Origin of the sequence: Clostridium sp. ATCC 25772, assembly GCF_001573875.1 — a bacterium.
GTDB lineage: Bacteria > Bacillota > Clostridia > Clostridiales > Clostridiaceae > Clostridium_J > Clostridium_J senegalense.
Window position 1 is genome coordinate 89,481 of the sequence record NZ_LFRG01000002.1, and the last position, 26,870, is coordinate 116,350.

Below are 26,870 nucleotides of genomic sequence, written 5' to 3' on the forward strand. Positions count from 1 at the left end.
TTTTTTATTCAGATAAATCTCTTTCTAAATCTAAATCTTTATATTCATCAATTTTAGGATTGTCAATTACTGCCTTATGTGTAGATCTTGCATTTTCTTTAGCAAAAGTTGCTCTAGTAGAAAGTGGAGGTAATACAGTAGCAGCACCACCAACGCATCCGCCTTCGCACATCATTCCCTCTATGAAATTACCTTGAAGTCTACCAATACTGGCCATAGTCATAGTTTTCTTTATATCGAAAGGTCCACTTACTTTTATTGGCTTAAATTGAATATCAATACTTTCAGTTTTTATATAATTTTCAATAGCGGAAGTTAATCCACCACCAGCTGCAAAACCACGTCCATAAATTGAAGCGTCATCGGCTTGTAGAGTTTCACAGTTCTCCGGATCCATATTAAAAGCATCTAAAAGAGCAGAAATTTCTTCAAAAGTTAAAACATAATCTATTATGTCCTTAACATCATCTCTGCGCATTTCTGCTTTTTTTGCTGTACAAGGTCCAATAAAAACTACTTTAGCATCAGGATCTATAGATTTTATATATTTTCCTGTAGCTATCATAGGTGAAACTGTTGATGATATATTCATAGATTCTTTAGGAAATTTTTTATTTATATACGTTAAGAAAGCTGGACAACAAGAATTTGTCATATACTTGCTACCATTATTCATTCTATGAACAAATTCATTACTTTCGTTTATTGTTACGATATCTGCACCACAAGCAGCTTCATACATATCTTTAAACCCTACATTAATAAGTGCAGCTTTAATTTGTCCTAAAGTTACATTAGGGCCAAATTGACCAGCAATTGCAGGTGCAACTACAGCATAAAGGTTTTCTTTGTTTGAAAGTCTTCTTGCTACAGGTTCGATTAAGCTCTTATCAGAGATTGCACCAAAAGGGCAAGCTTTCATGCATGCACCACATTCAATACAAAGTTCTTCTTTAATTAAAGCTCGTCTATCCTCGGCTACTGAAAGAGCACCAGTAGGACATACAACTTTACAAGGTCTTAGAACTTCAGAAATAGCATGATATGGACACTGCTTTTTACATAATCCACATTCTTTACAAAGTTCTTGGTTTATAAAGGCTTTTCCATTAACTCGTACCATAGCCTTAGTTGGACAAACTTCCATGCATTTATGTGCAACGCAACCTCTGCAGGCTTCAGTAACTGTATATTTATTTATTGGACATTTATCACAAGCGGCTTCAACAACATATATAACTTGATCCCTGTTTTTTATATCTTCAAGATGATTCATATCATCTCCTTTAGGTAAGTATCCAGCTGCTAATTTAGCACGTTGACCAACGATCACTCTTTCTTTATAGACACAACACCTGTATTGTGGTTTGTCTTCATCTACTATAGTTTCATGAATTTTACTTAATTCTTCTGTCGTTAGTCTATCTTCTTTAGCTAAAATTGCAACACTTTTTAAAACATTGTGTTTAACTTTTTTTAACTGTGTTTCAAATATAAACATATGAGCATCCCCTTTAATTCATATAATTTTAAGTTGTAAAGTAAGGTAAATAAAATACCTTTCAGTAAAAAAATAGTTATGTTAATTAAATTATGTAATAAATAATAAAATTTAATTGTTAAAATAGCATTAAAAAATTAATAACAATTTAAGTAATATATGTATTGTTGAATCGTTTTTTTATATAAAAGCTTCAATATATATACAGTAAATGTTTACGTTGCAATATTATTATACTACAAAATGTTAAAAAAATATCCAACTTAACTTGCAAAAATTAAAAAAATATGAATTATTTAGAACATTTTTCAGAAAGATTTAGTATAAACTAAATAATTGTAAAAAAGATACAATTTAAAAGATAAATTTATAATAAAAATAAATAATTTACTAAAAAATACTAAAAAATAACAAAATAAGATAAAAAATTATCATTTATATAATGTGGTTAATAAGGCTATATATCTTTATATATAGAAAAAGTAATTTATTGTGTAAAATACTAGTATAAACTATAATAAAGGATAAGAGTTAAACCATAATAAGGTATCTAAAAGTAATTTTTATAATAAAAATATAGGTTTGAAAATTAAATTTTAACGTATACATCAAGATTTAAATTCAAATTATTATAGAGATAAGTAGTAAAAAATTAATTAATTACCATAAAAGTCTACTAACTATATATTTTCATTTAATCTAAAAAATTCTTACTTAATAAAAGTAAATTAAAACTCTAGGTTAAAATCTTATAATGTAACTGAAAATATAAATAATAGGAAAATTTATGATAAGTTAATATAAAAAATATGGAGGGGTAAAATTTGGATATAAATAAAAAGGTAGAGCAAATATTTACATATCTTCTTAGCGTGAAAAATATTAATGATAAAAAAATAAGAAATGTAAATGAGTATGAAGAGGTATTTTTTGAGTCTAGTTTATCAGATTTATTAGGAGTTAAGTTAAATAATGAAGTTGATGAAAATTGGGTTGAAATAGATAAAGTTAATAAAGAATTATATGATAAGTTTTCTAAAATATATTTAAAATTACAGAAAAATAGTGAGAATTTAGAAGTGGTTTATGGTCACGGATTACTTGTAGGAAATATTGATAATATTAATATAAGTCACCCTATACTAACTACAAAAATGACATTGAATTTTGATGAAAAAAATAGTAAGTTTATTTTAAAACCATATAATAATATTACTAATGCTGAGCTTGATTTTTTAACTGACATAAATAATATATCACTTGAAAATGTAATTAAAAATTCAGTGGAACTAAAAAGTTTAGGGATTGATGTGAAAAGTGATGAAGAAGTTATAAAAGGTATAAAATATATATCAGATTCTTTTAAAATAGATTTTGATGGCAATTATGGTAAATTTACTTCTCTTTTAGATATAAACGATAAAGAAGGATTGTTTTTTTACAATGAACCAATTATTATTTTTAGAAAAGTTGATACTAGACTTTGGAATGTAGAATTGAACTCAATGATTGAACATATAAAAAATGGTGGTGTAATACCTAAGACCATAGAGGCTTTGGTGAAAAATGAGGAAGTGAAAGAAGATGATTTATCTGTTGAAAAATGGAATGAATTAGGAGAAGATTTATTATTTCCACTACCATATAATGAAGAGCAAAAAGATATTGTAAAAAGGATTTCAGAGAACTTTGGAGTTGTGGTTCAAGGTCCTCCAGGAACAGGAAAAAGTCATACTATAGTAAATCTGATTTGTCATTTGTTAGCTCATGGTAAAAGGGTATTAGTAACAAGCCAAACGGATAGAGCTCTTAGGGTTTTAAACAATAAAATACCTGATGAAATAAGATCATTATGTATGAGTATTTTAGGTGATGATGCTAAAGCTATGGATGATCTTGATAATTCTGTAAGGAAAATAACAGAAAATTTATCTTTAGATACTTTGGAGTTAAAAAAACAATTTAAGTTTTTAAGATATAAATTGAAAGAGTGCAGGGCTAATCAAGAGGCCATATATGAAGAGTTAAAGAAAATAGAAGAAAATGAAAATTTAACCATTGAATATAATGGGGATAAATATACTTTAATGGATATGGCTCAGTATATTAGAGAACATGAAGATTTAAATTATATTGATGATAATCTTTGCATAAAAGATCATCCTCCAATAAATGAGGATGAGTTAAATAACGTTATACAACTTTTAGAAACTTTTGATAATAGTGATTTAGAGTTTTACGAAGGTATAAAAGGAAATATTTCAAAACTTCCTAACTTAGAAATTGTAATAAAACTTATGACTCAGTATATAAAAGAGGTAGCTAATATAGAACATCATAACAAAGTTTTATCTAATTGGAGTGATAAAGATATAACTAGTTATAATAATAGTCATTTAATTAATCTATTAGACGATGGTTATAAAACGCTGTGTGAAATAGAAAACACTTATGTTGAAAAACTTATGAAAGTTTATCATGGCAGTAATACTTCGAGAGAGTTTTGGGATAGTTTTTTAAAGCATTGTAAAGAACAAATTAGCGAAATATCAAATTTGAAAGCTGAATTGAATAAGAGCACTGTAGAATTACCATCAGATTTAGATTTTGATAAGTTTAAAAAGGATTTTAAATCTGTAGATAAAGTTATCAATGAAAAAGGAAAAGTGACAACTTTCTTTAAGATGTTACATGGAAATGTTAAGTATATATTGGAAGATATAAAGGTAAATTATAATAATATAACATCAAAAGAACAAGTAGAAGTAATAAATATGTATATAAAACTTAATGAATTAGAACGTGACTTTAAAAATTATTTTAATAATGGTATTACAGAATTAGACGGAGAAACTTTAGATATAAATGAAAAAAATTATATAGTTAAAGTAGAGGATGCAATACAAAAAATAGAAATAGTTACAAGTTGGGATTCTAGCTATAAAGATAAAATATTAAATTTATTAAAGGCAAAACACTTTAGTAAAGAAATAAATCTATATAATAAAGATACTTTTAGCTATATAAAAGAGTCACTAATAAGTTTGCGTTCAATAAAAAATATAAATTCGATAAAAAATGAAATAAATAATATAGTAAAAGAACTAAGAAAATATGATGTTTTTGATGAACTATCAAATAATATAGAAAAAGGTAATGTGAGGTTTATAAAGGCATATAATGCAAAGGTTTCTTATGTAAGGACCAATGCATATAGATTAGACAAGCTTATAATGCTTAGAGATAAGATGTTACAAGTATGTCCCAAAGTTACTAAATACATGTTTGCGTTAAGAGGAGATGTTTTAACAAATGAGTTTGTAAAATTTCATGATGCATTTAAGTATAAGGTTTTCTATGATTATATAATTATGATGCATGTTAATGACATTATGAAATTAGAAAAAAATTTACATCAAGAAAAGATAGTAGAAAATAATCTAGTAAAAGAAATTGTTAGTAAGCAAAGTTGGTATAATCAAATACAAAGAACCACTGAATCCCAAAAGAGAAGTCTCTTCGCATGGATGGAATCTATAAAAAGAATTGGTAAAGGTACTGGAGCACAAGCTATAAAATATAGAAAAATGGCTCAAAAGGAAATGGAAAAGTGCAAAGATGTTATTCCAGTGTGGATAATGCCAATTAATAGAGTTATAGAAAATTTACAGGTAAATGAAAATTTATTTGATGTAATAATTGTTGATGAAAGTAGTCAAAGTGATATAACTGCACTAACAACTCTTATGAGGGCAGAAAGAGCGGTCATTGTCGGAGATGAAAAACAGATAAGTCCAGAGGCAATAGGAAAAGATGCAGAAACTGTAGAAAAGCTTATAGAAACATATTTAAAAGATATACCAGATTCACAGTGGTTTGATTTAAAAACAAGTTTGTATACAACTGCACTAAGGGTATTCCCAAATAGATTAGTCTTAAAAGAACACTTTAGAAGTGTTGAGGATATAATAGGGTTTAGTAATAGTATTTCATACTCTAATGAAATAATTCCATTAAGATGTAGTAAAAATGACAATCCGTTAAAAGAACCATTAAAAGCTACTAAAGTAGATGAAGCCTTTAGAGATGAGAAAAAATCCATAAATCTAAAAGAGGCTTATGCTATAGTTGATAAAATAGAAGAATGTCTTAGTGATAAAACTTATGAAAATATGACCATAGGGGTTATATCCTTACTAGGAGATACTCAAGCTGAAGTTATTGAAAATTTACTAGTTGAGCGAATTGGCATGGAGGAAATGGTAAAAAGGAATATTGTTTGTGGTGATGCTTATTCATTCCAAGGAGATGAAAGAGATGTTATTTTCTTAACATTAGTTATTGCAAACAATGTTAAATATAATACACTTGCAAAAGAATCTGATATTAGAAGGTTTAATGTAGCTGCAAGTAGAGCTAGAAATCAAATGTGGCTATTCCATTCTGTAGATTTAGAAGATTTAAACCCTAAATGTATAAGATATAAGCTTTTAGATTATTGTATGAACTATAAAAAGCATAATAATGATAATTATAGCAATAATATAGTATTGAGTGACTTTGAAGAAGATGTATTGAAAAAATTAGAAAAAAATAATTTTAAAGTTACCCCAAAGGTTAAAGTTGGAAAATATGATATAGATTTTATGGTAGATGCAGAAAAACGTATAGCAGTAGAGTGCGTAGGTGGAAAAAGAAGTGATAAATACTCATGGAAAGAAAGTTTGCAAAGGCAGCATACCTTAGAACGTGTTGGGTGGAAATTTTATAAACTAAGAAGTAGTGAATTTTACTTAAATCCAGAGGTTGCATTTGATAAGTTGGAGGAATTTGTGAAGTAGAAAAAGTGGAGAGCACTCTCCATTTTTTCTATACATAATTTAAAAGTGATTTTATACAATTTCAATATAAAAGTTATATAAAGTTTATATTGCATTAATTGTGCAATAGATATTAGAATAATATATAATATATAAATGTTGAATGTTGTGGTTTAAATATATTATTTTATATATAATAAAATATAAAAGTCATATATAAAGGAGTTAGTTATATGAAAAATACATATGAAAAGTTAATTTTAATATTTAATAATAGTGGTGAAAAAATAAATGTTGGAGAAATGTTAAAAAAAGAAAGCAAATATTATTTCAAGTATAATATTGAAGGCGTTAACAAAGCTAAAGAATTTGGGTTCGAGGCATTATCTAATTTCCCAAGAATAAATGCTAAGTATTTCAAAGAAGAACTTTTTACAGAATTTAAAGAGAGATTAGCTGCTGAACATCTTAACGATGAAGAAATATTCGACTTACTTAAAAAAACTGGTGGAAAATTAGCTGAAGACAATTTAGAATTTGTATCTGAGGATAAGAATGAAGAAGAGAAAATAGAAGAAAAGACAGAAGAAAAAAGAGAAGAGAAAACTGAAGAATAAAATTAAACGAAATTTTCTAATATAATTACATATATTAATATTATGACATGTGCTATTTAAAAGTTTGCATTCTATACATTTGCATAACTTATATTAGGTGTAAAAACTTAATTCAAATTAGCACATGTTTTTTAAGGCATATAAAAAGAAATAAGAGGCTAAAGATTTGTGATAATACTGATTCTATTGTTTATTTGATTATGTATAGGTAAGAAAGGAGAAAATGAATGAAGAATGATGATTATAAAAGAAGATATGATTCATGGATGAGTTGTGAAGTTATAGACGAATTAAGTAAAAAAGAGCTTATAAATATAGATGAAGATGAAATAGAAGATAGATTCCATAAAGATTTGGAGTTTGGAACTGGTGGGCTTAGAGGGATAATGGGAAGTGGAACTAATAGATTAAATAAATACACTGTAAGTAAAGCTACAGAAGGTTTTTCTAAGTACCTAATAAAAAAATATAAAGATCCTATTTCTGTAGTCATTGCATATGATTCAAGAAATAGTTCCAAAGAATTTGCTAGATTTGCAGCTAATGTATTGGCTAGTAATGGAATAAAAGCGTATATGTTTAAAGAATTGACACCTACACCTATATTATCTTTTGCAGTAAGAGAATTAAAATGTAATGGTGGAATAGTCATAACAGCATCTCATAATCCTAAAGAATACAATGGATATAAAGTTTATGATGATAAAGGAGTTCAGGTTACAGATAATATTGCTAAAAACATACTTAAAGAAATTAGTATTGTTGAAGGATTTAAAAATATAAAAGGGCTATGTAAAACCGAATTAGAAAAAGAATATCTTATAGAACATATAGGTGACGAATTTATATTAAAGTATTTAAATAAGGTAAAAAGTATACTAATTAGAAAAGATATAATAAAAAAATATGGAACAAATTTAAATATTGTATATACGCCATTACATGGCACAGGAAGAAAACCTATAATGTTACTTATGAAGGATTTAAATTATACATTTCAGATTGTAAAGGAGCAAGAAGAGCCAGATGGAAATTTTCCTACTGTACCTTATCCTAATCCAGAGCAGCCTGAAGTATTTCAATTAGGAATTGAAATTGCAAAAGAGAAAAATGCAGATATAATATTAGCTACAGATCCTGATTGCGATAGAATTGGAGTTATGGCAAAAGATTTTACAGGTGACTATAAAATTCTGACAGGAAATGAAGTTGGAGTGCTTTTAAGTTATTATATATTAAGTAGTTTAACGGAAAAAGATAAACTTTTAAAAAATTCTATTATAGTGAAAACTATAGTAAGCACAGATATGGTGAAAAAGTTTAAAAATGATTTTCAATTTGACGTTTTAGAAGTGCTTACAGGTTTTAAATATATTGGGGAATTGATAGAGGAAAATAAGGATAAAAATTTTCTTTTAGGATTTGAAGAAAGTTATGGATACTTAATGGGTGATTTTGTTCGAGATAAAGATGCTGTTATTGCATTATCAATTATTTGTGAAATGACACTGTATTATAAACTTAAAGGATTAACATTACATCAGCAGCTGAAAAGCATATATGAAAAATATGGGTACAATAAAGAAAAATTATTATCCTTTGAATTTAAGGGGATAAAAGGGAAAGAAAAGATAGAGTCTATAATAAAGAATTTTAAAGATGAATTTTATTATATAGTTAAAGAAAATAATATGGAAGTAAAAATGTTAGAAAATTATGAAAGTGGCAAAAGGGAAGTTGTAGAAGACAAAACATGTGAAAAATTAAATTTACCTAAAGCTAAAGTTTTAAAATTTATATTAAAAGATGGTTCCTGGATTGTAGTTAGACCTTCTGGTACTGAGCCTAAAATTAAATTTTACTTATCCACAACGGGAGCATCAGAAAAGGACTGTATAGATAAAATTAATGAGCTTGAAAAAATAATTAATAAAATAATTAATTAAAAATTATAGCCCTCATTATTTATAATGAGGGCTAGAGGTATTTTATAAGATAAATTGCTCGATTACAGAGTAAAGAGCATAAACACTGGCAATTGTAAAAAATTATTGAGAGTCATAAGAACCTGTTTTTACCACATTGTGTTTAAAATGTGTAATATCTTCACCATTTGCATTAGTAAAATCTACGGTTCTTTTATAATCTAAATCAAATTTTGAATTAAGTGCAGGTTTAGAATTACTATTAGGCTCATTTTCTACTAAGTTAGATGGATGTTTTAAATCATTACTATTTAAAGGACTATCAATTTCATACATATACAAAATTAACACCTCCCTATTTAAAATTAAAATCTTTCACAAATATAGAATTAGTAATTTCAATAGAAAATATTCATTAAAAAATATATTTTTTATAAAAATTAAATTTAATAAGAAGATTATCAGAAATATAAGAAGTATTTAATTAAATATTTAAAAAAAATTAATTAAATATTAACAGAAAATTAACAAGATTAATCAAATTAAAAAAACAGACAAAAGAATAAAACTTAAAAATAAATTGCAATATAGAAAATGAACAATATAAATTAAAAAAATAATAAAATATAAAAAATATAGGAAAATAGCGATATACATATAAAAGTTAATAAAAATGAACAAAATATGTATATTCAGAAAATTTTATAGTATAAATTTAATTGACTGAAACAAATTCATATGCTAACATTCAAATTGTCTAAAAATTTTTCCAAATAATTAATTTAAGGACAAAATTTTCAAAAACAGAATAAATTTAGGGGGAGAACTTATGGAGGCTAAAGTCGAGAAAAGAAAAAGTTTGTTTCAAAGATTTTTGGATGGAGTAGAAAGAGTTGGAAACGCTCTTCCACATCCAGTGACAATATTTTTTATCTTATGTCTTATAGTTATGGTTGTATCACATATATGTTATAAGATGGGTGTTGCTGTTAATTTTACAAAAATTGACAAAGAAACTAAAGAAGTTACAAATTCAGTAGTTTCAGTTGTAAGTTTATTAACACCAGATGGCATAAGATATATATTTGAAAATGCGGTGAAGAATTTTACAAGTTTTGCGCCACTAGGAACAGTTTTAGTTGCTATGTTAGGTGTTGGAGTTGCAGAGGGTACAGGACTTATATCAACGTTAATAAGAAAATTAGTTTTATCAACTCCAAAGAGCTTAATAACAGCAGTAGTTGTTTTTGCTGGTATAATGTCAAACATTGCATCAGATGCAGGTTATATAGTATTAATACCACTAGGAGCATTAATATTTGCTAGTTTTAAAAGACATCCAATGGCAGGTATTGCAGCTGCTTTTGCAGGGGTATCTGGAGGATTTAGTGCAAATTTAGTTATTGGAACTATAGACCCATTATTAGCAGGATTAAGTACAGAAGCTGCTAGAATGGCTGATTCATCATATTATGTTAATCCTATGTCAAATCTTTATTTTATGTTTGTATCTACATTTTTAATAACTATTTTAGGTACGTTGATAACTGAAAAATTAGTAGAACCAAGGCTTGGTGAATACAAAGGTTCTATGGATGAATTAAAATTAGATAAAATAAGCAAAGAAGAAAAGAAAGGAATGAAATTTGCTGGATTATCATTACTAGTGTTATTAATAGGAACTATACTATTAGTGGCACCAAAAGCAGCTATATTAAGACATCCTGAAACAGGTTCGGTTATCGAACACTCTCCATTTATGAATGGAATAGTTTTTGTAATAATGATGTATTTTTTAATTCCAGCAGTAGCTTATGGAATAGGAGCAGGAACAATAAAAGACGATAAGCAAGTAGTTTCAGCTATGAGTAAAGCAATGGCAGGTATGGGTGGATATTTAGTATTAGCCTTTGTTGCATCACAATTTATAGCATACTTTAACTATACTCAACTTGGAACAATAATTGCAGTAAAAGGAGCAGCAGGGTTAGAAGCTATGAAATTTACTGGAATACCATTAATAGTGGCCTTTATAATAGTTACAGGATTTATAAACTTATTTATGGGTTCTGCATCAGCTAAATGGGCTATTATGGCACCGATATTTGTACCGTTATTCATGCAAGTAGGATTATCGCCAGAATTAACACAGGTTGCATATAGAATAGGGGATTCAACAACAAATATTATATCTCCACTTATGAGTTACTTTGCACTTATAGTAACAGTAGCACAAACTTATGATGAGGATTCTGGAATTGGTACTATAATATCAACAATGTTACCATATTCAATGATTTTCTTAGTAGGATGGACTATGTTACTTATGGTATGGTTTGCATTAGGATTACCGCTAGGACCAGGAGCACCATTACATTTTCCAATATAGAGTTATTTAAGTTTTTATATAATGAAAATAGGTGCTAAAGTATTAAAAACTTTGGTACTTATTTTTACTTTAAATGAATCAATTTATTAAAAAATGAAAAAAATTTAATGATTTGTACAAAACACGTTTACTTTGTTATTAATATAATTTAAAATAAATAATAATTGTAATGAAAGTAAATAAATTACATAAAATAGGAGGGTGACATGGTAAATAAAGAAAGAATATTAAACGAGTTCTTAAAATATGTTCAAATTGATAGTGAAACTAAAAATGAAAAAGAGTTTGCAAATTTTATACTAAAAGAGTTGAAAAATTTGGGGTTAGAAGTTGAGATGGATGATGCAGGGTCTAAAGTTGGATCTAATGCAGGAAATGTTATAGCTAAATTAAGTGGAACAAAAAAAGTACAACCTATATTATTTAGTTGTCATATGGATACAGTGTCTCCTGGTAATGGAATTAAACCAATAATAAAGGATGATGTTATATACAGTGATGGAACAACAATATTAGGTGGAGACAATAAAGCTGGAATAGCTGCAATAGTTGAAGCTTTGAGAGTTATAAAAGAAAACAATATAGAACATGGACCATTAGAGATAGTATTTTCTATATTTGAAGAAGGCGGATTATTTGGTTCTAAAAATTTAGATTACTCTAAGTTAGATTCAAAAATTGCATTTGTACTTGATAGCGGTGGAGAACCAGGACAAATAATAGTTAAAGGACCAGCACAAGATGCAATTACAGTAACTGTAAAAGGAACTCCAGCTCACGCAGGAGTATGTCCAGAAGAGGGCGTAAGCGCAATACAAGTTGCAGCAGATGCTATAAGTAATATGAAACTTCTAAGAATAGACGAAGAGACAACTGCGAATATAGGAAAAATAGTAGCAGATGGACCAAATAATATAGTATCTCCAATAGTTGAAATAAAGGCAGAAGCTAGAAGTTTAAATAAAGAAAAATTAGATGCTCAAACAAGTCATATGCGTAAATGTTTTGAAGATGCAGGTAAGAAGTTTGGAGCTGAAATTGAATTTAAAGCTACTAGAATGTATCAACCATTTAATGTTTCAGAAAATGAAAATGTAGTTGAAATAGCTAAAACTGCATGTAAGAACCTTAACTTACCAATGGTGTTACAAGGAACAGGTGGTGGAAGCGATACTAACGTTTTAAATGCTAATGGTTTAAAAGCAGTTAACTTAGGAATTGGTGAAAGAAAAGCACATACATTAGAAGAACATCTTCATGTTAAAGATTTAGTTAGTGCATCTAAATTAGTTCTTGAAATAATTAAAACAGTATAATTGAAATTAAGCATGTCTAGGTATACTTTGAGGTATATCTAGTGCATGCTTTTTTTATATATTAACAAAAAAATAAATTAATTAACAAAAATTATGCAGAAGACTATCACAAAAAAAATAAGATTTACATAAAATAGAATTAAGCAATAAATAAAGGTGATATTTTGTTATATGCATTAATCTTAGCAGGTGGAAAAGGAACAAGATTATATCCCTTATCAAGATCAGATAATCCAAAACAGTTTTTAAAAACTGTAAACAATAAAAGTTTTCTTAGAAATACTGTTGATAGGATTAAGCCAATAATCGATAAAGAAAATATCTTTGTTGTTACTAATAGAGAATATATAGATAAAATATATGAGGAGTTGCCTGAAATAAATAAGGAAAATATATTTATGGAGCCTGAGAATAAAGAGACTGCTACTTGTATAGGTTTGTCTGCTGCAAAGCTTCTAAAAAAAGATAAAGAAGCTGTTATGGTAGTGTTACCATCTGATCACTATATTGAAGGTGAAAAGCAGTTTGCCGAAACTATAAATCAAGCAATAGAAATAGCAGATAAAAAAAGAGGGCTTGTAACAATAGGGGTGAATCCTACTAGACCAGAAACTGGATATGGATATATAGAAATGGGAAGACCAGTTGTAGCTGCTATACCAACGTTTAGAGTGGAACGATTTACAGAAAAACCAAATTCTGAAGTGGCTAAAGACTTTCTATTGAAAGGGACCTATTTATGGAATAGTGGAATGTTTGTATGGAGAGCTGATATATATTTGAGGGAGATGCAAAGATATCTCCCTAAGATGTATGAGTTTATAAATAAAATATATCAAAGTATTGGAGAGGAAGAAGAAGAAGAAGTTATAAGTGAACAGTATCAAAAGATTGATGGTATATCTGTTGATTTTGGAATTATGCAAAAAACTAGAAAGGCATATGTTATAAAATGCGGTTTTGTTTGGGATGATATAGGAAGTTTCAATGCATTAACTAGATTTTTAAAACAAAATAAAGGTAACAATATATCAGGACCATCATTTTTAGATGAAAGTGAGAACTGTTCAATATTTGGCAAAGATAAACTAATTATTGGCTTTGGACTAAAAGATTTGGTTATTGTAGATGCTGGGGATGTTATACTTGTGATGGATAAGTCGAAGGATCAAGAAATGAAATATTTATTAAATTCTATTAAAGGGCAGGAAGGGTTAAAAGAATTTTTATAATATAATGTGCTATCTATAAAAAATGCTATCAATTATTTAATTGGTAGTGTTTTTTATTATAAAAATTTACAGTGAAGGTTGAGAAGTAAAAAAATTTTATTTGATAAAATATAAGCTGAAATTAAAATATATAAACTTATATAAATCAAGTATAATAGATATATAATGGAATTAATTAGGTTAATTAGGAGGGGGAATGAAAAAAATATTGTTTGTTTTAGGTGTTTTATGTATAGGATATTTTTTGTGCATAAATACAATTTTGGGGTACATCACTTTTAGTGGTTTTTATTTAGTTATAGGTATAGTTCTTATGCTATATGGAAGGTTTAGAGAAAAAATATTTTCTTATAGTATAAAAAATAAAACACACAAGATTATAAAAACTGTTGTAGCTATTTGTATTTTAATATTTATCATAACAGAGGCATATATAATTCTATATCCCAAAAAAAGCATAGAGTCTTGTGATTATGTAATTGTATTAGGAGCAGGTATTAAAGGAGAAACGTTGAGTACTACATTAAAGGATAGATTAGATGCTACACTTGATTATATAGATAAAACCAATTTTCAAGGCATAATAGTAGTGTCTGGTGGAAAAGGCTCTAAAGAAAATATTAGCGAAGCAGAAGGTATGAAAAGGTACTTAGTATCTAAAGGAATTGATAATAATAGGATTGTTATGGAGAATAAGTCTACAAATACTTATGAAAATTTTAATTACTCTAGGGGTGTAATAGAAAATATAACTGGTACAGAAATAGGAGAAAATGATGTTACAATTGTAACAACAGATTTTCATGGTGCAAGGAGCAAAATGCTAGCGAATCGAAATAAATATAAAAATACTAGGTTATATACTAGTAGGACTAGATGGTGTTTAGTTCCAGTTATGTATGCAAGAGAATTTTTTGCTTTTGGAAAATCTATAGTTTTTGATAAATAAAAATAAAAAAATATTTTACTTTTTTATGGTAAATTTCATGTTATAATATAAATATATAATATTATAAAAATATTTAAACAAAGGGAGTATTGATGACTGCTAAGATAAAAAAATTCAATGAATTATCAAGAGATTTGAAAGAAAATTTATATAATTTAATTCTTCAATGTGATAAGAATTATACTAAAACTTTTAATGAAATGACAGATTTTTTTGAAAGTGAAGTATTTCAGTTTGGTACTCAAATTTTAACTATAGTAGATGATGAAAATATAGTAGCAGTTATTGGTGTAATAACAAAAGAGATTAAAATTTGTGGAGTTGGATATATAACTGAAACTTATTTTAATTTTGAACTTATAAAAAAATATGAAAAACAATTTAAAATTTTATTGAATGAAGCCATTAATATTTGTAAAAAAGTAAAAGCAACAGAAATTTCGCTGGGTATTAGGTCTGAAATGTTTGAAATAGAGGAATTTTTTATTAAACATGGATTTATAAAGAAATATGATGCTATTGTTATGAGATATAATTTTATAAAAAAACATAAACATTTTAATGATAGTAATATAACTTTAGAAAAGTTAGAAGTAAAAACCTTGGACATTTTTGTTGAACTGTATAATAAAGCATTTAAAGACACTATTAATGCAGCTACTATAACAAAAGAGGATGCTAGAGAATTTTTGGAGATTTATAGAGAAAATGAAAAACTCTTAGGTTTAATATATGAAAAAAATTTCCCAATAGGAATATATATGTTAGCAGAAGTTGATAATGTTGGTTGGATAGATAATATAGGTGTTTTAGAGGAGCATAGAGGACGTGGCATTGGAAGACAGGTATTATATAAATGTATAGATGGTTTTATAGATAAAAACATATTAACAATGAGGTTATTAGTTATAAGTTCAAATAATGTTGCATTTGAACTTTATAAGAATATAGGTTTTGAAGAAGAATATATTTTTTCAAAATGGTACGTAAAAAATATGAAGTTTTGATTTTTATGATAGGTTATAAAGTATTAAGTAACAATATATTATTTTTAGGATTTTAAATATTTAAAATCTGTATAGGCATAAAAACTTGGAATATATTTTGAATACTAATTCGTTAAGGCATATGAAAAAAATTATTAGGTAATTTAATCTATTAATCTATTAATCTATTAATTTATTAAATGTGCTCAAATTAAAAGTGTATGAACTTTTGTTCATACACTTTTAGTTTTTTAATTTAAACAATTGTCTCATAAACAGTTTTATAAACATTTAATGTATTTTTAGCTGTATTTCCCCATGAAAAGTTTTGAGCTCTTTCAAATCCTTTTTCGGCATAATAATTTCTTAAAGTTTCATTGCTAAGCAAATTGCCCATAGCATCACCGAGTTTATCAGAGTTATAAGGGTCAATTAAAATCCCTCCGTCACCAACTACTTCTGGAATTGAAGTTAAATTAGAAGTTATAACAGGTGTTTTGCAATTCATAGCTTCAAGTGGCGGAAGCCCAAAACCTTCATATAGCGAAGGATAAACAAATATTTCACAGCCGTTATAAAAAATAGGTAAATCTTCATCTGGTACAAAACCAGTAAATATTATTTTATCATTCATATTTAAACTATTCATTAATTTTATTAGATATTGAGATTCATCTTTATATGAACCTACAATAACTAAATTATACTCATCATCTAAGTTATTGCATATTTTGCTAAAAGAAGTTATTAATGATTTAACATTCTTTCGTTCACTGAAACCACCTAAATATAATAAAAATTTTTTAGAAATATTATATTTTTTCTTTAATAGATCTTTACAAATGGTTTTATCTAGGGGCTTGTATTTGGCATCAGCAGCCAATGGTGTTACAAATATTTTATTTTCATCTATAGGAAAAAATTTCAATATATCTCTTTTGCTAAATTCTGATACTGTGATTATTCCTTGAGAATTATCTATTATATTAGGCATTTCTTTTAAAAATTTTAAAAGATAGCCTTTGCCTACAGTTTCTGGCATTATATATGGAATTAAATCATGTATAGTAACGATTTTTTTGCAATTGATAGAACTGCTAAGGCCTATACCGTTTTGGGGAACATGGTATAGGTCTATATTTTGATTTTTTAAATCATAAGGGAAAAAATAATCTTGAAAAAATTTATGGTGTTTTCGAGATGTTGATATGATTTTAGTATTAGGTTTTTGATAGCATTCATATTTATCCATTGACCAATAAATGTGATAATAATTATCTTTATCTATATTAATTAAATTTTTTAAAACATTTTCAGTATAAGTACCTATACCAGTACCGTTATACCAATTGATACCACGTGCATCAATCCCAATTTTCATAAAAATATCCCCCTTAAAATAGTTCTTGTTAAATCAAAAAGTAAACTAAAATATAGTGCAAATATGTTAAAAGTTAATATAAGACTAAGAAATCAATAGAATTTAGGTTATATAAATTAATTAATTTAAATATTATTAAAATATATAACCTAATAGCAAACATATAAATTCTCTTATGTTTATAATTTTTTAGGGATGTTTAAAAAAATATAAAAGTATATATTACTATATTAGAACAATGGAAAATATATGTTACAAATTAGAAAAATAAAACACATATTAACATAAAAATTCATATATTACATATATAAGGAATTTAGGGAGGGATACTTTTGAATAACCCCAATATAGAGGAATTTATAAAATTACAATATAATCTTAATGTATTAAATGTAGAAAAAAATAAAAACGTTTATAGAATAGAAACTGATGAAGATATATATTGTTTAAAAATTATAAAATACGATTTTGAACATTTTATGTTTATATTAGGTGCTATAAAGCATCTTCAAAATAGTAAGTTTGAACATATACCAGAGATTATAAAAACTACTAAAGGTAGTGATTATATAAAGTTTAACAATAATTATGGATATTTAACTAAATGGATAAGCGTAAGAGAGTGTAATTACAATAATGTTATTGATGTAAAAAATGCTGCTAGAAAGTTAGGAGAGCTTCATAATAAAAGTGAAGGTTTTATAATTAAACCTAATATGAATCCTAGGGTAGGGTGGTTTAGGTGGATAGAAACATATAAGATACGAAAAAATGAGATATTAGATTTTAAAAGGAGAATAGATAGTAAGGCTGAAAAGAGCGACTTTGATAAGCTTTATTTATCTATAATGGATGAAGAGTTGGACCGATGTGAAAAAAGTATAAATGATTTATTTAATTCTAAATATATGGAAACTATGCAAAACCATGTGAAATCACAGGGGTTTTGTCATCATGACTATGCCCATCATAATGTATTAGTGAATCAAAATGGAATAAATATTATAGATTTTGACTATTGCATTTTGGACTCATATCTTCATGATTTAAGCAGTTTGCTTATAAGAAGAATGAAATATAGTAGATGGGATATATGTAATGCACAGGAGGTACTCTATGCTTATATGGAAAGTCATAAATTAAATCAAGATGATATTTTTATAATGGCATCTTTTATGGAATTTCCTCAAGATTATTGGCAACGAGGAATTCAATATTATTGGGAAAAACAATCATGGGGTGAAGAATTTTTCTTGAAAAAATTAAATCTATATATAAGTGATAGAAATGAGAAACAAGAATTTATAGATATTTTTAAAGAATATAAGTTATAAAAGGATAACTGGGATTGGAGGTATTTTAAGTAATGAGAAGATTTTTTTATGATAATTTTCAAGAATATTTAAAAGAAAAGGGTGTAAGGAAAATAGATTTTATTTTAAAAGATAATGAGTCTTTAAGTAAAAGAGGTTTAGATGAAAGAGTGTTCAATCAAATTGAAATTATAAATGAATTTCATAAAAAAGCTTGTGGTTTTAATGGTTATTTGAAATATAGAATAAACAATGATACCTGTAAGGCTGTTGAGGAGTATAAGGTTCAAATAAAAAGACTGAATAAACATATGGATAAAATAAAAAGAGATGGTCCTGATGGTGTGTTTGAAGAATTTTTACAAAAAAATGGAGATGACAATTTACAAAGAGCGCAAAAATGCATTGATCACATATACGAAAATAATTACATGGAGCTAATAGCTCGAAGTATGGAAAATGTAGAAATATGTTTAACTGATGTTGGCTTTGATAATTTACAACAAAATAAGAGTATAGAAATAGTTAACTTTTATGATATATCTTATAATATGGTAGAAATGGATGGATATTTTCTTTTAAGTAAATTAAAAAGAAAAGGTGCAAATTTGAAGTGGGAAGAGCATATAAAACATTTTTGTAAGTCAGAAGGATTAGGGGAAGATAGTGAAAAATTTATATTAGCTATGATGTCTTATCCCCATGAATTTATGAGGACTTATGATAAGTATAGAAAAAATAAAAGAAATTGGAATGATGAAGATTATATAAGAAAAATGAATAAATCTGTAGATGAAGATGGAGAAACTTTGATATAGCTTTAGATTTAAACTTAAGATTCAATTAAAACTATAATTGAAAAAATATAGAATTTGAATTACAGCTTTAAAAAAGTGGGGTGAGTTGTCTTATGGTTAGGGGTGACAGCGAAGAATACACTTTATATGATGAGGTTATTAAAAAATATGATTATAAAGTATATGATGTTATACCAATAAGAAAAGTGCTTATTTTATTTACTGATAAAGGAAATAAAATTTTAAAACAAATAAATTATGATATAAAACACTTAGATTTTATAAGTAAAGCTATGGAATACTTAAAGAAAAATAAGTTTTTAAATGTCATAGAATATGAAAAAAATATTTATGGTAATTATTACACAAAACATAATAATAAGTATTATATTGTTATGAATTTGATTGAAGGAAGAGAATGTGAATTTAATAATCCAATAGAGTTAAAAATGATAGCTGAGGGTTTAGCAAAAATGCACAATGCTTCAGAAGGATTTAGATATGATAATAATGGATATAGATATAATCCTGGAACTTTGATTGGAAATCTTACAATAAAAAAAGAAGAAATCAAAATATTTAAATCTTTAGTAAGTAAATATGAGAAAAAAAGTGAATTTGATAAAATATTTCTAGAAAATGTAGATTATAATTTGAAACGCATGGATGAAAGTATTAAACTTTTAAGTGAATATCAGTATTTAAAAGCATGTAGTTGGGAAGATAAGATTGTGTTATGTCATAATGATTTGGTGTATCACAATATGATAATAAAAGATAAAGAAATTTATTTTATTGATTTTGATTACTCAGTAATTGATTTAAGAGTGCATGATTTATGTAACTTAATAAATAAGGTTTTGAAAAATTTTGCATTTAATTTTAAAAAAGCAAGGTTTTTAATAAGTGAATATAACAAATTTTATAATTTAGAAGAAATAGATTTTCAAATATTATATGGAATGTTAGTGTTTCCACAAGATTTTTATAGTATAGTTAAAGATTATTATAAAAGAAAAAAGATGTGGGAGGAAGAGACTTTTACTTTAAGATTAAAAAGAAAAGTTAGCTATAAAGAAGAACGTGAAGATTTTTTAAAAGAGTTTAAAAATTATTATAATTTATAATGCAAAAAGGTATCTCATGAAATGATAAATTATCAAATTGAGATACCTTTTTTATTATGAAATTTTTAAATTTGTTAACCATGAATTATTTTATTGTAAGCGTATAAAGTTTTTTTACCTGCATTGTTCCAGGATAGAGAACTAGATTTTTTAAATCCCTTTATAATTAAAGAATTTCTTATATTTTCATCACAAAGCGCCTCTTCAATCTTACTAGATAATTCATCAATGTCTTCAGGTGTGAAAAATAGGGCAGCATCTTCTATGATTTCAGGCATAGATGTCACATTAGAAGAAATTACTGGTATGCCACAAGCCATAGCTTCGATTGGAGGTAGTCCAAAACCTTCATAAAAGGATGGATATACAAATAAACTAGAACAATTATAAAGATAAGGCATGTGATTCATAGATATAAAACCTGGAAATATAACGTTATTTTCAACATTATAATCATAAGTACATTTCTTGTAGATAGAATAAGATTTGCCCTTACTACCTGCAATGACTAACTTATGTTTTTCTTTAATATTATTTGGTAATTTACTGTATGCCTTTATAAGTCCTACTATATTTTTTCTAGGACTAAACCCACCTACATATAATATATAGTTTGAAGGTAAATTGTAATGTTTACTAATAATACTTTTGCAAATAGTTTTATTAAGTGGTTTGTAAATACTTTCGCTAGCAAGATGTGTAACAAAAATTTTATCTTTAGGATAATTAAAATCTCTAGCTATATCTTCTTTTGAAAAATTTGATACAGTTATTATGCCATCGCTGTTGTCTACAATCCATTTCATATTGCTATTAAATATAGATAAGTATCTATCACCTACAGTTTCAGGCATATGAAGAGGAATTGTATCATGTAATGTTATAACAAAGGGACAATTCTTTTGAATAGGTAATCCTACACCATTTTGAGGAACGTGATATATATCAAGGTTCGTATTTGAAATGGAATTAGGAATATTCACTTGATCCCAGAACGGAGAATTTTCTTTGTCGGCTATGGTTTTCAAAATAAAATTATCTTTAAATTTTATATCATTATTATAATTGCAGTTAATAAAAAGTAAGTACTTATTTAAATCATCTATGTTATTTAATGAATTTATTAACTGATAGGTATAGGTACCAATTCCTGTGCCTCTATACCATTTTGCAGCTCTTGCATCTATTCCAATTTTCATAATAAAACTCCTTAATAAATCAGTATGTGAATTCTTCTAATTAAAGTATATTAACTATTTATATTAAAATATGTTAATAAATAGTATTATAATTATTAAATTTTAATTTAATAATTAAAAGGGCTTAATTATCAATAAAAAATGCTTATATAATATTTAGCTAAAATTAAGCAATTCTATTTATCTGTTATTAAACATATAAATTATATGGGAGGTGTTAAAAATGATGAGAGAATTTGAAATAGAGCGCCAATTTGACTTGAAAATTGAAAGCATAAAACCAAGTAAAGGCGTATACTGCTTGAAAACAGATAGTGGAACGAGATGCTTAAAAAAAATAAATTATGGCACTCAAAAGCTTTTATTTGTATACGGTGCTAAAGAGCACCTATATAAAAATGGATTTCATAACATAGATAGGTATTATTTAAACAAAGATGAAAACCCGTATGCATTAGTAAATGAAGATATTTATACCTTATCCCAATGGATAGATGGAAGAGAGTGTGATTTTAAAAATGATGAAGACTTAGTTATAGCTAGTAAAAGCTTAGCAAGGCTTCATAGTGCATCAAAAGGATATGAACCACCTGAGAATAGCAAATTAAAAACAGATTTGGGAAGATGGCCACATCTTATGGAAAAAAGAATAAAATCTTTTGATAGGATGAGGGAGATGGTAAGAAGAAAAAAGACTCATAAACGTGATTTTGATATGAATTATATAAAAAGTGTAGACTATTATAAAGAACTTGGAAAAGAAGCATTGGAAGTCCTTAATAGCTCTAATTATTTTGAAATATGTAAAAGGGCAGAAGAAGAAAAAAGTTTTTGCCACCATGATTATACTTATCATAACATTATTATAGATAATGAAAATAATATTAATGTTATTGACTTTGATTATTGCAAGAGAGAAGTTAGGGCCTATGATATAGCAAATTTTTTAATGAAAGTATTAAAAAGAAGAGACTGGGATTTAAATATTGCCAAGCTTATAATAGATGCATATAATTCAGAAAGTAAAATACAAGAGGAAGAATATAAGGTTATATATGCTTTTTTATTATTTCCTCAACGTTTTTGGCGTCTATCAAATAGGTATTATTATAACGAAGTTAATTGGATTCAAAGTACTTTTAATAAGAAGATTGAAGAGCTTATAGAGGAGCAAGAAAAATTCAAAAAATTTATTGAAGAATTCAAAGAACTTTATAATTTATAGCTATTATTAAATTTATATTTTGAATAATAAAGGAGTTGAAAAACTTAGTTTTTCGACTCTTTATTTGTTTAAAACAATACATATATATAGGGAAATAAGCTCAAATTTAAATTTATTCAATAACTTTAAAATATTTTAATACAAAATGTAGTGTTGAATTCTAAGCGATTCAGAGCATGTCTCACTATTTTGGGTATCCAAGTTTTGGAATGGATAATTTTAAAAGTCAACTTGGAACCCTATATATGGAAACAAGCTCCAATTTAAATTTATTCATCAAATTTTTGTTATCAGTTGAGAAAAATAAGTGCAAATATATTTAGTTAAGAATTATTCACTCTTAACTTTTAACTAAAATAATCTGTTAGTTATTGATAAAATATTAATTTGAGTTTTTTCATTTGATAAATGAATAACTTTAAAATTTAATTTGGAACCCTATAGATGAAAAAAACAGATGTTAGTTCAAAGAATAATAAAAAATATCAATCATCCATAATGACCAAAAGTAGTAACAATAATAATATTTTGTAATAAAATGGTATTAAAGCTTGGAATATGGAGATGATATATTTGAAAGTAGGAGATGTCGTTGTGAGAAAATCCTATGAAGGTTATATAGCTTTTAAAATAATTGACATAAAAAATGAAAATGGAAAAAATGTTTATGTTCTTAAGGGACTAAATATAAGAATAGAAGCGGATGCTACGGAAGAAGATTTAGAAGTACTAAGTGGAAGCAGATTAGGTGAGATGGATAAAGTTTTTAATAAAAAAGTTAATAGTTCTTTAAAAAGAATTGTAAATAAAAGAAAAGGTAATTATAGAGGTGAAGCTGCACATATATTAGACAAGTCTTATTATGATTATATGAAAAGGCATAATAGTGTTATAGATAAAAAAGAATTATTTTTTGGAAGACCAGGAAAAATACTTCATATTGATGGAGATTTAAATTATTTAGAGATATGTTTAAAAACTTATAAAGAATTATCTATTGATGCTGAGGGGAGAATTGTAAAAGAGTGTGACCAGCCCAAAGTAATATTAGACTTAGTAAAAGAAGTTAATCCGGATATAGTTATAATAACAGGTCATGATGGAATGAATAAGGAGATAAATGATTATATGGACTTAGGTCAATATAGAAATTCTAAATATTTTGTGGAAGCAGTTTCTATACTAAGATCTTATAAATCTAATTATGATGATTTAGTTATATTTGCAGGAGCATGCCAATCGTGCTATGAGGCCCTTCTAGATGCAGGTGCTAATTTCGCTAGCTCTCCGAATAGGGTACTTATCCATTGCTTAGACCCAGTTTTGATTTGTGAAAAAATAGCCTATACAAGTATAGATTCTATAGTGAATATACAAGATGCATTAGAAAACAGTATAACCGGTATAAGGGGGGTAGGTGGATTACAAACTAGGGGGAAATATAGAGAAGGATATCCAAAATCTCAATATATAAAGTAATAAATAATAGAAATTAAGGTTTGTGTATAAGTATATTTTTAGCGAGTATATAATTTGTATTTAACTATAAATTGTATACTCGTTTTATGTATTTTAAGTGAGTTGAATCGTTAGAATTCAGGATTATAGACTTTTTTATGTTAACAATTTGAAAACAAAAGTAGTTGTTAAGTATATAAAACTAGAAGACTACACATACTAAACTCGTTATTGTTTAATTCATAAGTTGAAAAACAAAGGAATATGGATTTATAATGAGGAAAAACTATAAAATTCAATAAAAACTTAATTATTATAACAGCTATAAAGCATTGACAATATGGCTTGAAAATAATAGAATTAAAATTTTGCATTGAATTTTAAGAGGTTTTACGATATAATGATAATGAAAGAAGGTGTTTCCCATGCATACCAAAAATGTTCTACTTTCAATAAAACAAGACATTGAAAGTCATGTAGGTGAAAAAGTTACATTAAAAGCTAACGGAGGCAGAAGAAAAATCCTAATTAATGACGGAGTATTAGAAAAGGCATATGAGAGCATCTTTACAGTTAGGTTAGAAGATTGTGCACAAAGAACCGTTTCATATAGTTATTCAGATGTATTAACTAAAACAGTTCAGTTAGTATTTGCTAGTTAGACATTGACATAAATAGAAAAGGATACATGAAAATGTATCCTTTTTTTTATATAAAAATATTTTTATAATGTTCTATTAAATAGTTTTTCTCAATAATATTATATTATAAGAGTTAGTTTATAAAAAAAATGAAAGATGGGGGATCCATCTTTCAGCTATGGTATAAAAGGGTATTGAGAATTTATGAGAGGTTATATGGTCAATAACCAATTTTATAATATAACAAATATCGACAAATGTCAACAATAAATTTAAAAAAGATAACAAGAAAAATTTTGTAATTTAGTTGTTTAATTTGAAGATAAATGTAATTTATTTTTATTAAAAAATATAAGGATTTAGTAATAAATAATATAAATTATATATATAAATTACTAGTAGGTATTTAATAGATAGGAGGGATTCTTTTATGGATTTGAATCTAGTTAAAGATAATATAGACTACGAGCAATCAATTGGAGAAAATTCTCAAGACGTTGTAATAAAAGAAGAATATGTCATACCAGATACGCTTCCAGATGTTTCAGATGTATTGATGCTAAATGCAAAACCTTTAGTTGTAAATAAGGAAGTTATGAATGGTAAGGTGTTAGTGGAGTTTGAGGTTGATTTTAACGTTCTTTATATGAATAAAGAGGAAGATAACACAGAGGCGCATGCTGTAAACTACACAACAAAAATAAGTACAAATGTAGATGCAGATGGAGCAACTGCTGATATGAATTGCGACTCAAATGTAGATATTGAACATATTCAATGCATAATTGTAAACGAAAGAAAAATATGCATTCAAGGAGTAGCTAATATTGTTTGTAATGTGATAAAGAAAAATACTTTTGAGATTGTTAAGGATGTTGAAAGTGATGGAGATTTACAATTTTTAAAACAACCTATGATTCTTGATAAAGTTATTGGTAGTTTTGAGGGAGAAATGATAGGTAAAACAGAACTTAAAATTGATATGGATAGACCGGAAATAGGAAAAATAATTAAATACTTCATTACATTAGGAAAAAAAGAAGTAAGGTTATATGATGGTGGTATACACTTAGAATGTGTAGCAAATCTTCAAGTGTTATATAAAGGGAAAAATAGTAAAGAAATTATATGTATAAGTGAAAATGTACCTATAACAAAAGAATTAGAAAACGATAAAATAAAAAATGGTATGGAACATAATACAGATTTTTCAGTACATTCTTTTGAATATGATATAAAAGAAGATGATATGGGAGAAAATAGAATTTTAGATATAGAATTTTTAGTTAAAACAATCACTCATGTTATGGCTAAAGAAGAAATAGAAATGATAGAAGATGGGTATTGTCCAACAAAAATGATTAAGATGGACAAAGAAGAATTTAATATTAATGTTATTCAAGGACAAAATCAAATAGAAACATTAGCAAAAGGTGATATAGAAATTTCAGATGATATGCCTAAACCTAGTAAGGTTATAATGACAACTGCAGATGTAAATATCACAGATAAAAAGTTAATGGATGATAAAATTTTAGTAGAAGGAGTATTAAAAGCAGATGTGCTTTATTCTACTGGCGATGATAAAGAATATTTAGCTTGTGCAAGTGATGAAATACCATTTTCAACAACTATAGATATAGATGGCGCTAAAATAGATATGGACTGTATTTGTAAATTGAACTTAGAAATGTTAGAATCCTCTATTGAGGCTGGAAATGTATGTGTTAGAGCTATAATAAAAGGATATGGAATAGTATCGTATCCTATTAAACAAAAGTTTTTAGTTGAAATGGATGTAATTGAAGGTGAAATTCCACAGAAGAAAGCAAGTGTAACTATATATGTAGTTCAAAAGGGCGATAATTTATGGAAAATATGCAAGAGATACTATACTACAAAAGAAAAAATATTAAATATTAATGGTATTGAAAATGAGAAAGATATAAAACCTATGGATAAATTAATAATACCAGGTAGAGCAGTTATTTAGA

The 26,870-nt window shown here is 26.4% G+C and carries 19 protein-coding genes; 15 read left to right on the forward strand and 4 right to left on the reverse strand.

Features of this window, described 5'->3' with window-relative positions; genetic code table 11:
* Positions 1-4: 4 nt before the first annotated feature.
* Positions 5-1,501 (reverse strand): 4Fe-4S dicluster domain-containing protein, encoded by a 1,497-nt coding sequence (locus AZI32_RS00985; protein WP_061994055.1) that lies wholly within the window; start codon positions 1,499-1,501, stop codon positions 5-7.
* 824 nt (positions 1,502-2,325) lie between these two features.
* Here AZI32_RS00985 and AZI32_RS00990 point away from each other — a divergent pair.
* From AZI32_RS00990 to AZI32_RS01000, 3 genes are all read left to right on the forward strand, one after another.
* Entirely contained in the window at positions 2,326-6,342 is a 4,017-nt protein-coding gene (locus tag AZI32_RS00990; protein WP_061994056.1) for an AAA domain-containing protein, read from the forward strand.
* A gap of 212 nt (positions 6,343-6,554) precedes the next feature.
* Positions 6,555-6,938: a hypothetical protein gene (locus AZI32_RS00995; protein WP_061994057.1), complete on the forward strand. Its 384-nt coding sequence runs from the start codon at positions 6,555-6,557 to the stop codon at positions 6,936-6,938.
* 227 nt (positions 6,939-7,165) lie between these two features.
* Positions 7,166-8,884 carry a phospho-sugar mutase gene (locus tag AZI32_RS01000; protein WP_061994058.1) on the forward strand — a complete coding sequence of 573 codons (1,719 nt, stop codon included), beginning with the start codon at positions 7,166-7,168 and terminating at the stop codon, positions 8,882-8,884.
* A 102-nt stretch (positions 8,885-8,986) separates the two neighbouring features.
* Here AZI32_RS01000 and AZI32_RS01005 read toward each other — a convergent pair whose 3' ends face one another.
* Complete coding sequence (locus AZI32_RS01005) at positions 8,987-9,205, reverse strand: hypothetical protein (protein ID WP_061994059.1); 219 nt, start codon at positions 9,203-9,205, stop codon at positions 8,987-8,989.
* 487 nt (positions 9,206-9,692) lie between these two features.
* On the opposite strand from AZI32_RS01005, the gene AZI32_RS01010 reads away from it, so the two are divergent.
* The 5 genes from AZI32_RS01010 to AZI32_RS01030 all read left to right on the forward strand — a co-directional run bounded on the left by AZI32_RS01010 (position 9,693) and on the right by AZI32_RS01030 (position 15,756).
* Entirely contained in the window at positions 9,693-11,252 is a 1,560-nt protein-coding gene (locus AZI32_RS01010) for an AbgT family transporter (RefSeq protein WP_061994060.1), read from the forward strand.
* A gap of 206 nt (positions 11,253-11,458) precedes the next feature.
* A complete protein-coding gene (locus AZI32_RS01015; protein WP_061994061.1) occupies positions 11,459-12,568 on the forward strand; it encodes a M20/M25/M40 family metallo-hydrolase in 1,110 nt (369 codons plus the stop codon).
* 164 nt (positions 12,569-12,732) lie between these two features.
* Positions 12,733-13,800, forward strand: a complete 1,068-nt coding sequence (locus tag AZI32_RS01020; protein ID WP_061994062.1) for a mannose-1-phosphate guanylyltransferase — start codon at positions 12,733-12,735, stop codon at positions 13,798-13,800.
* A 196-nt stretch (positions 13,801-13,996) separates the two neighbouring features.
* On the forward strand, positions 13,997-14,749 hold the full coding sequence (locus AZI32_RS01025) for a YdcF family protein (protein ID WP_061994063.1): 753 nt from the start codon (positions 13,997-13,999) through the stop codon (positions 14,747-14,749).
* Between the two features lie 92 nt (positions 14,750-14,841).
* Positions 14,842-15,756, forward strand: coding sequence for a GNAT family N-acetyltransferase (locus tag AZI32_RS01030; protein ID WP_061994064.1), 915 nt, complete (start codon positions 14,842-14,844; stop codon positions 15,754-15,756).
* A 235-nt stretch (positions 15,757-15,991) separates the two neighbouring features.
* Here the strand turns inward: AZI32_RS01030 and AZI32_RS01035 are convergent, their stop codons facing one another.
* On the reverse strand, positions 15,992-17,116 hold the full coding sequence (locus AZI32_RS01035) for a glycosyltransferase family 1 protein (protein WP_061994065.1): 1,125 nt from the start codon (positions 17,114-17,116) through the stop codon (positions 15,992-15,994).
* 332 nt (positions 17,117-17,448) lie between these two features.
* Here AZI32_RS01035 and AZI32_RS01040 point away from each other — a divergent pair, with 332 nt between their 5' ends.
* The 3 genes from AZI32_RS01040 (at position 17,449) to AZI32_RS01050 (ending at position 20,353) form a co-directional block, all read left to right on the forward strand.
* Positions 17,449-18,450, forward strand: coding sequence for a CotS family spore coat protein (locus tag AZI32_RS01040; RefSeq protein WP_061994066.1), 1,002 nt, complete (start codon positions 17,449-17,451; stop codon positions 18,448-18,450).
* A gap of 32 nt (positions 18,451-18,482) precedes the next feature.
* Positions 18,483-19,247, forward strand: a complete 765-nt coding sequence (locus AZI32_RS01045) for a hypothetical protein (protein WP_061994067.1) — start codon at positions 18,483-18,485, stop codon at positions 19,245-19,247.
* A gap of 92 nt (positions 19,248-19,339) precedes the next feature.
* On the forward strand, positions 19,340-20,353 hold the full coding sequence (locus AZI32_RS01050; RefSeq protein ID WP_061994068.1) for a CotS family spore coat protein: 1,014 nt from the start codon (positions 19,340-19,342) through the stop codon (positions 20,351-20,353).
* Positions 20,354-20,427: 74 nt separating this feature from the next.
* On the opposite strand, the gene AZI32_RS01055 is transcribed toward AZI32_RS01050, so the two are convergent.
* Positions 20,428-21,552: a glycosyltransferase family 1 protein gene (locus tag AZI32_RS01055; protein ID WP_061994069.1), complete on the reverse strand. Its 1,125-nt coding sequence runs from the start codon at positions 21,550-21,552 to the stop codon at positions 20,428-20,430.
* Between the two features lie 223 nt (positions 21,553-21,775).
* On the opposite strand from AZI32_RS01055, the gene AZI32_RS01060 reads away from it, so the two are divergent.
* The 4 genes from AZI32_RS01060 (at position 21,776) to AZI32_RS01075 (ending at position 26,869) form a co-directional block, all read left to right on the forward strand.
* On the forward strand, positions 21,776-22,777 hold the full coding sequence (locus AZI32_RS01060) for a CotS family spore coat protein (RefSeq protein ID WP_061994070.1): 1,002 nt from the start codon (positions 21,776-21,778) through the stop codon (positions 22,775-22,777).
* 573 nt (positions 22,778-23,350) lie between these two features.
* Positions 23,351-24,256: a sporulation peptidase YabG gene (gene yabG / locus AZI32_RS01065; RefSeq protein ID WP_061994071.1), complete on the forward strand. Its 906-nt coding sequence runs from the start codon at positions 23,351-23,353 to the stop codon at positions 24,254-24,256.
* 404 nt (positions 24,257-24,660) lie between these two features.
* Complete coding sequence (locus AZI32_RS01070) at positions 24,661-24,897, forward strand: Veg family protein (protein WP_010293838.1); 237 nt, start codon at positions 24,661-24,663, stop codon at positions 24,895-24,897.
* A gap of 409 nt (positions 24,898-25,306) precedes the next feature.
* A complete protein-coding gene (locus AZI32_RS01075) occupies positions 25,307-26,869 on the forward strand; it encodes an SPOCS domain-containing protein (RefSeq protein WP_061994072.1) in 1,563 nt (520 codons plus the stop codon).
* Position 26,870: the final 1 nt, after the last annotated feature.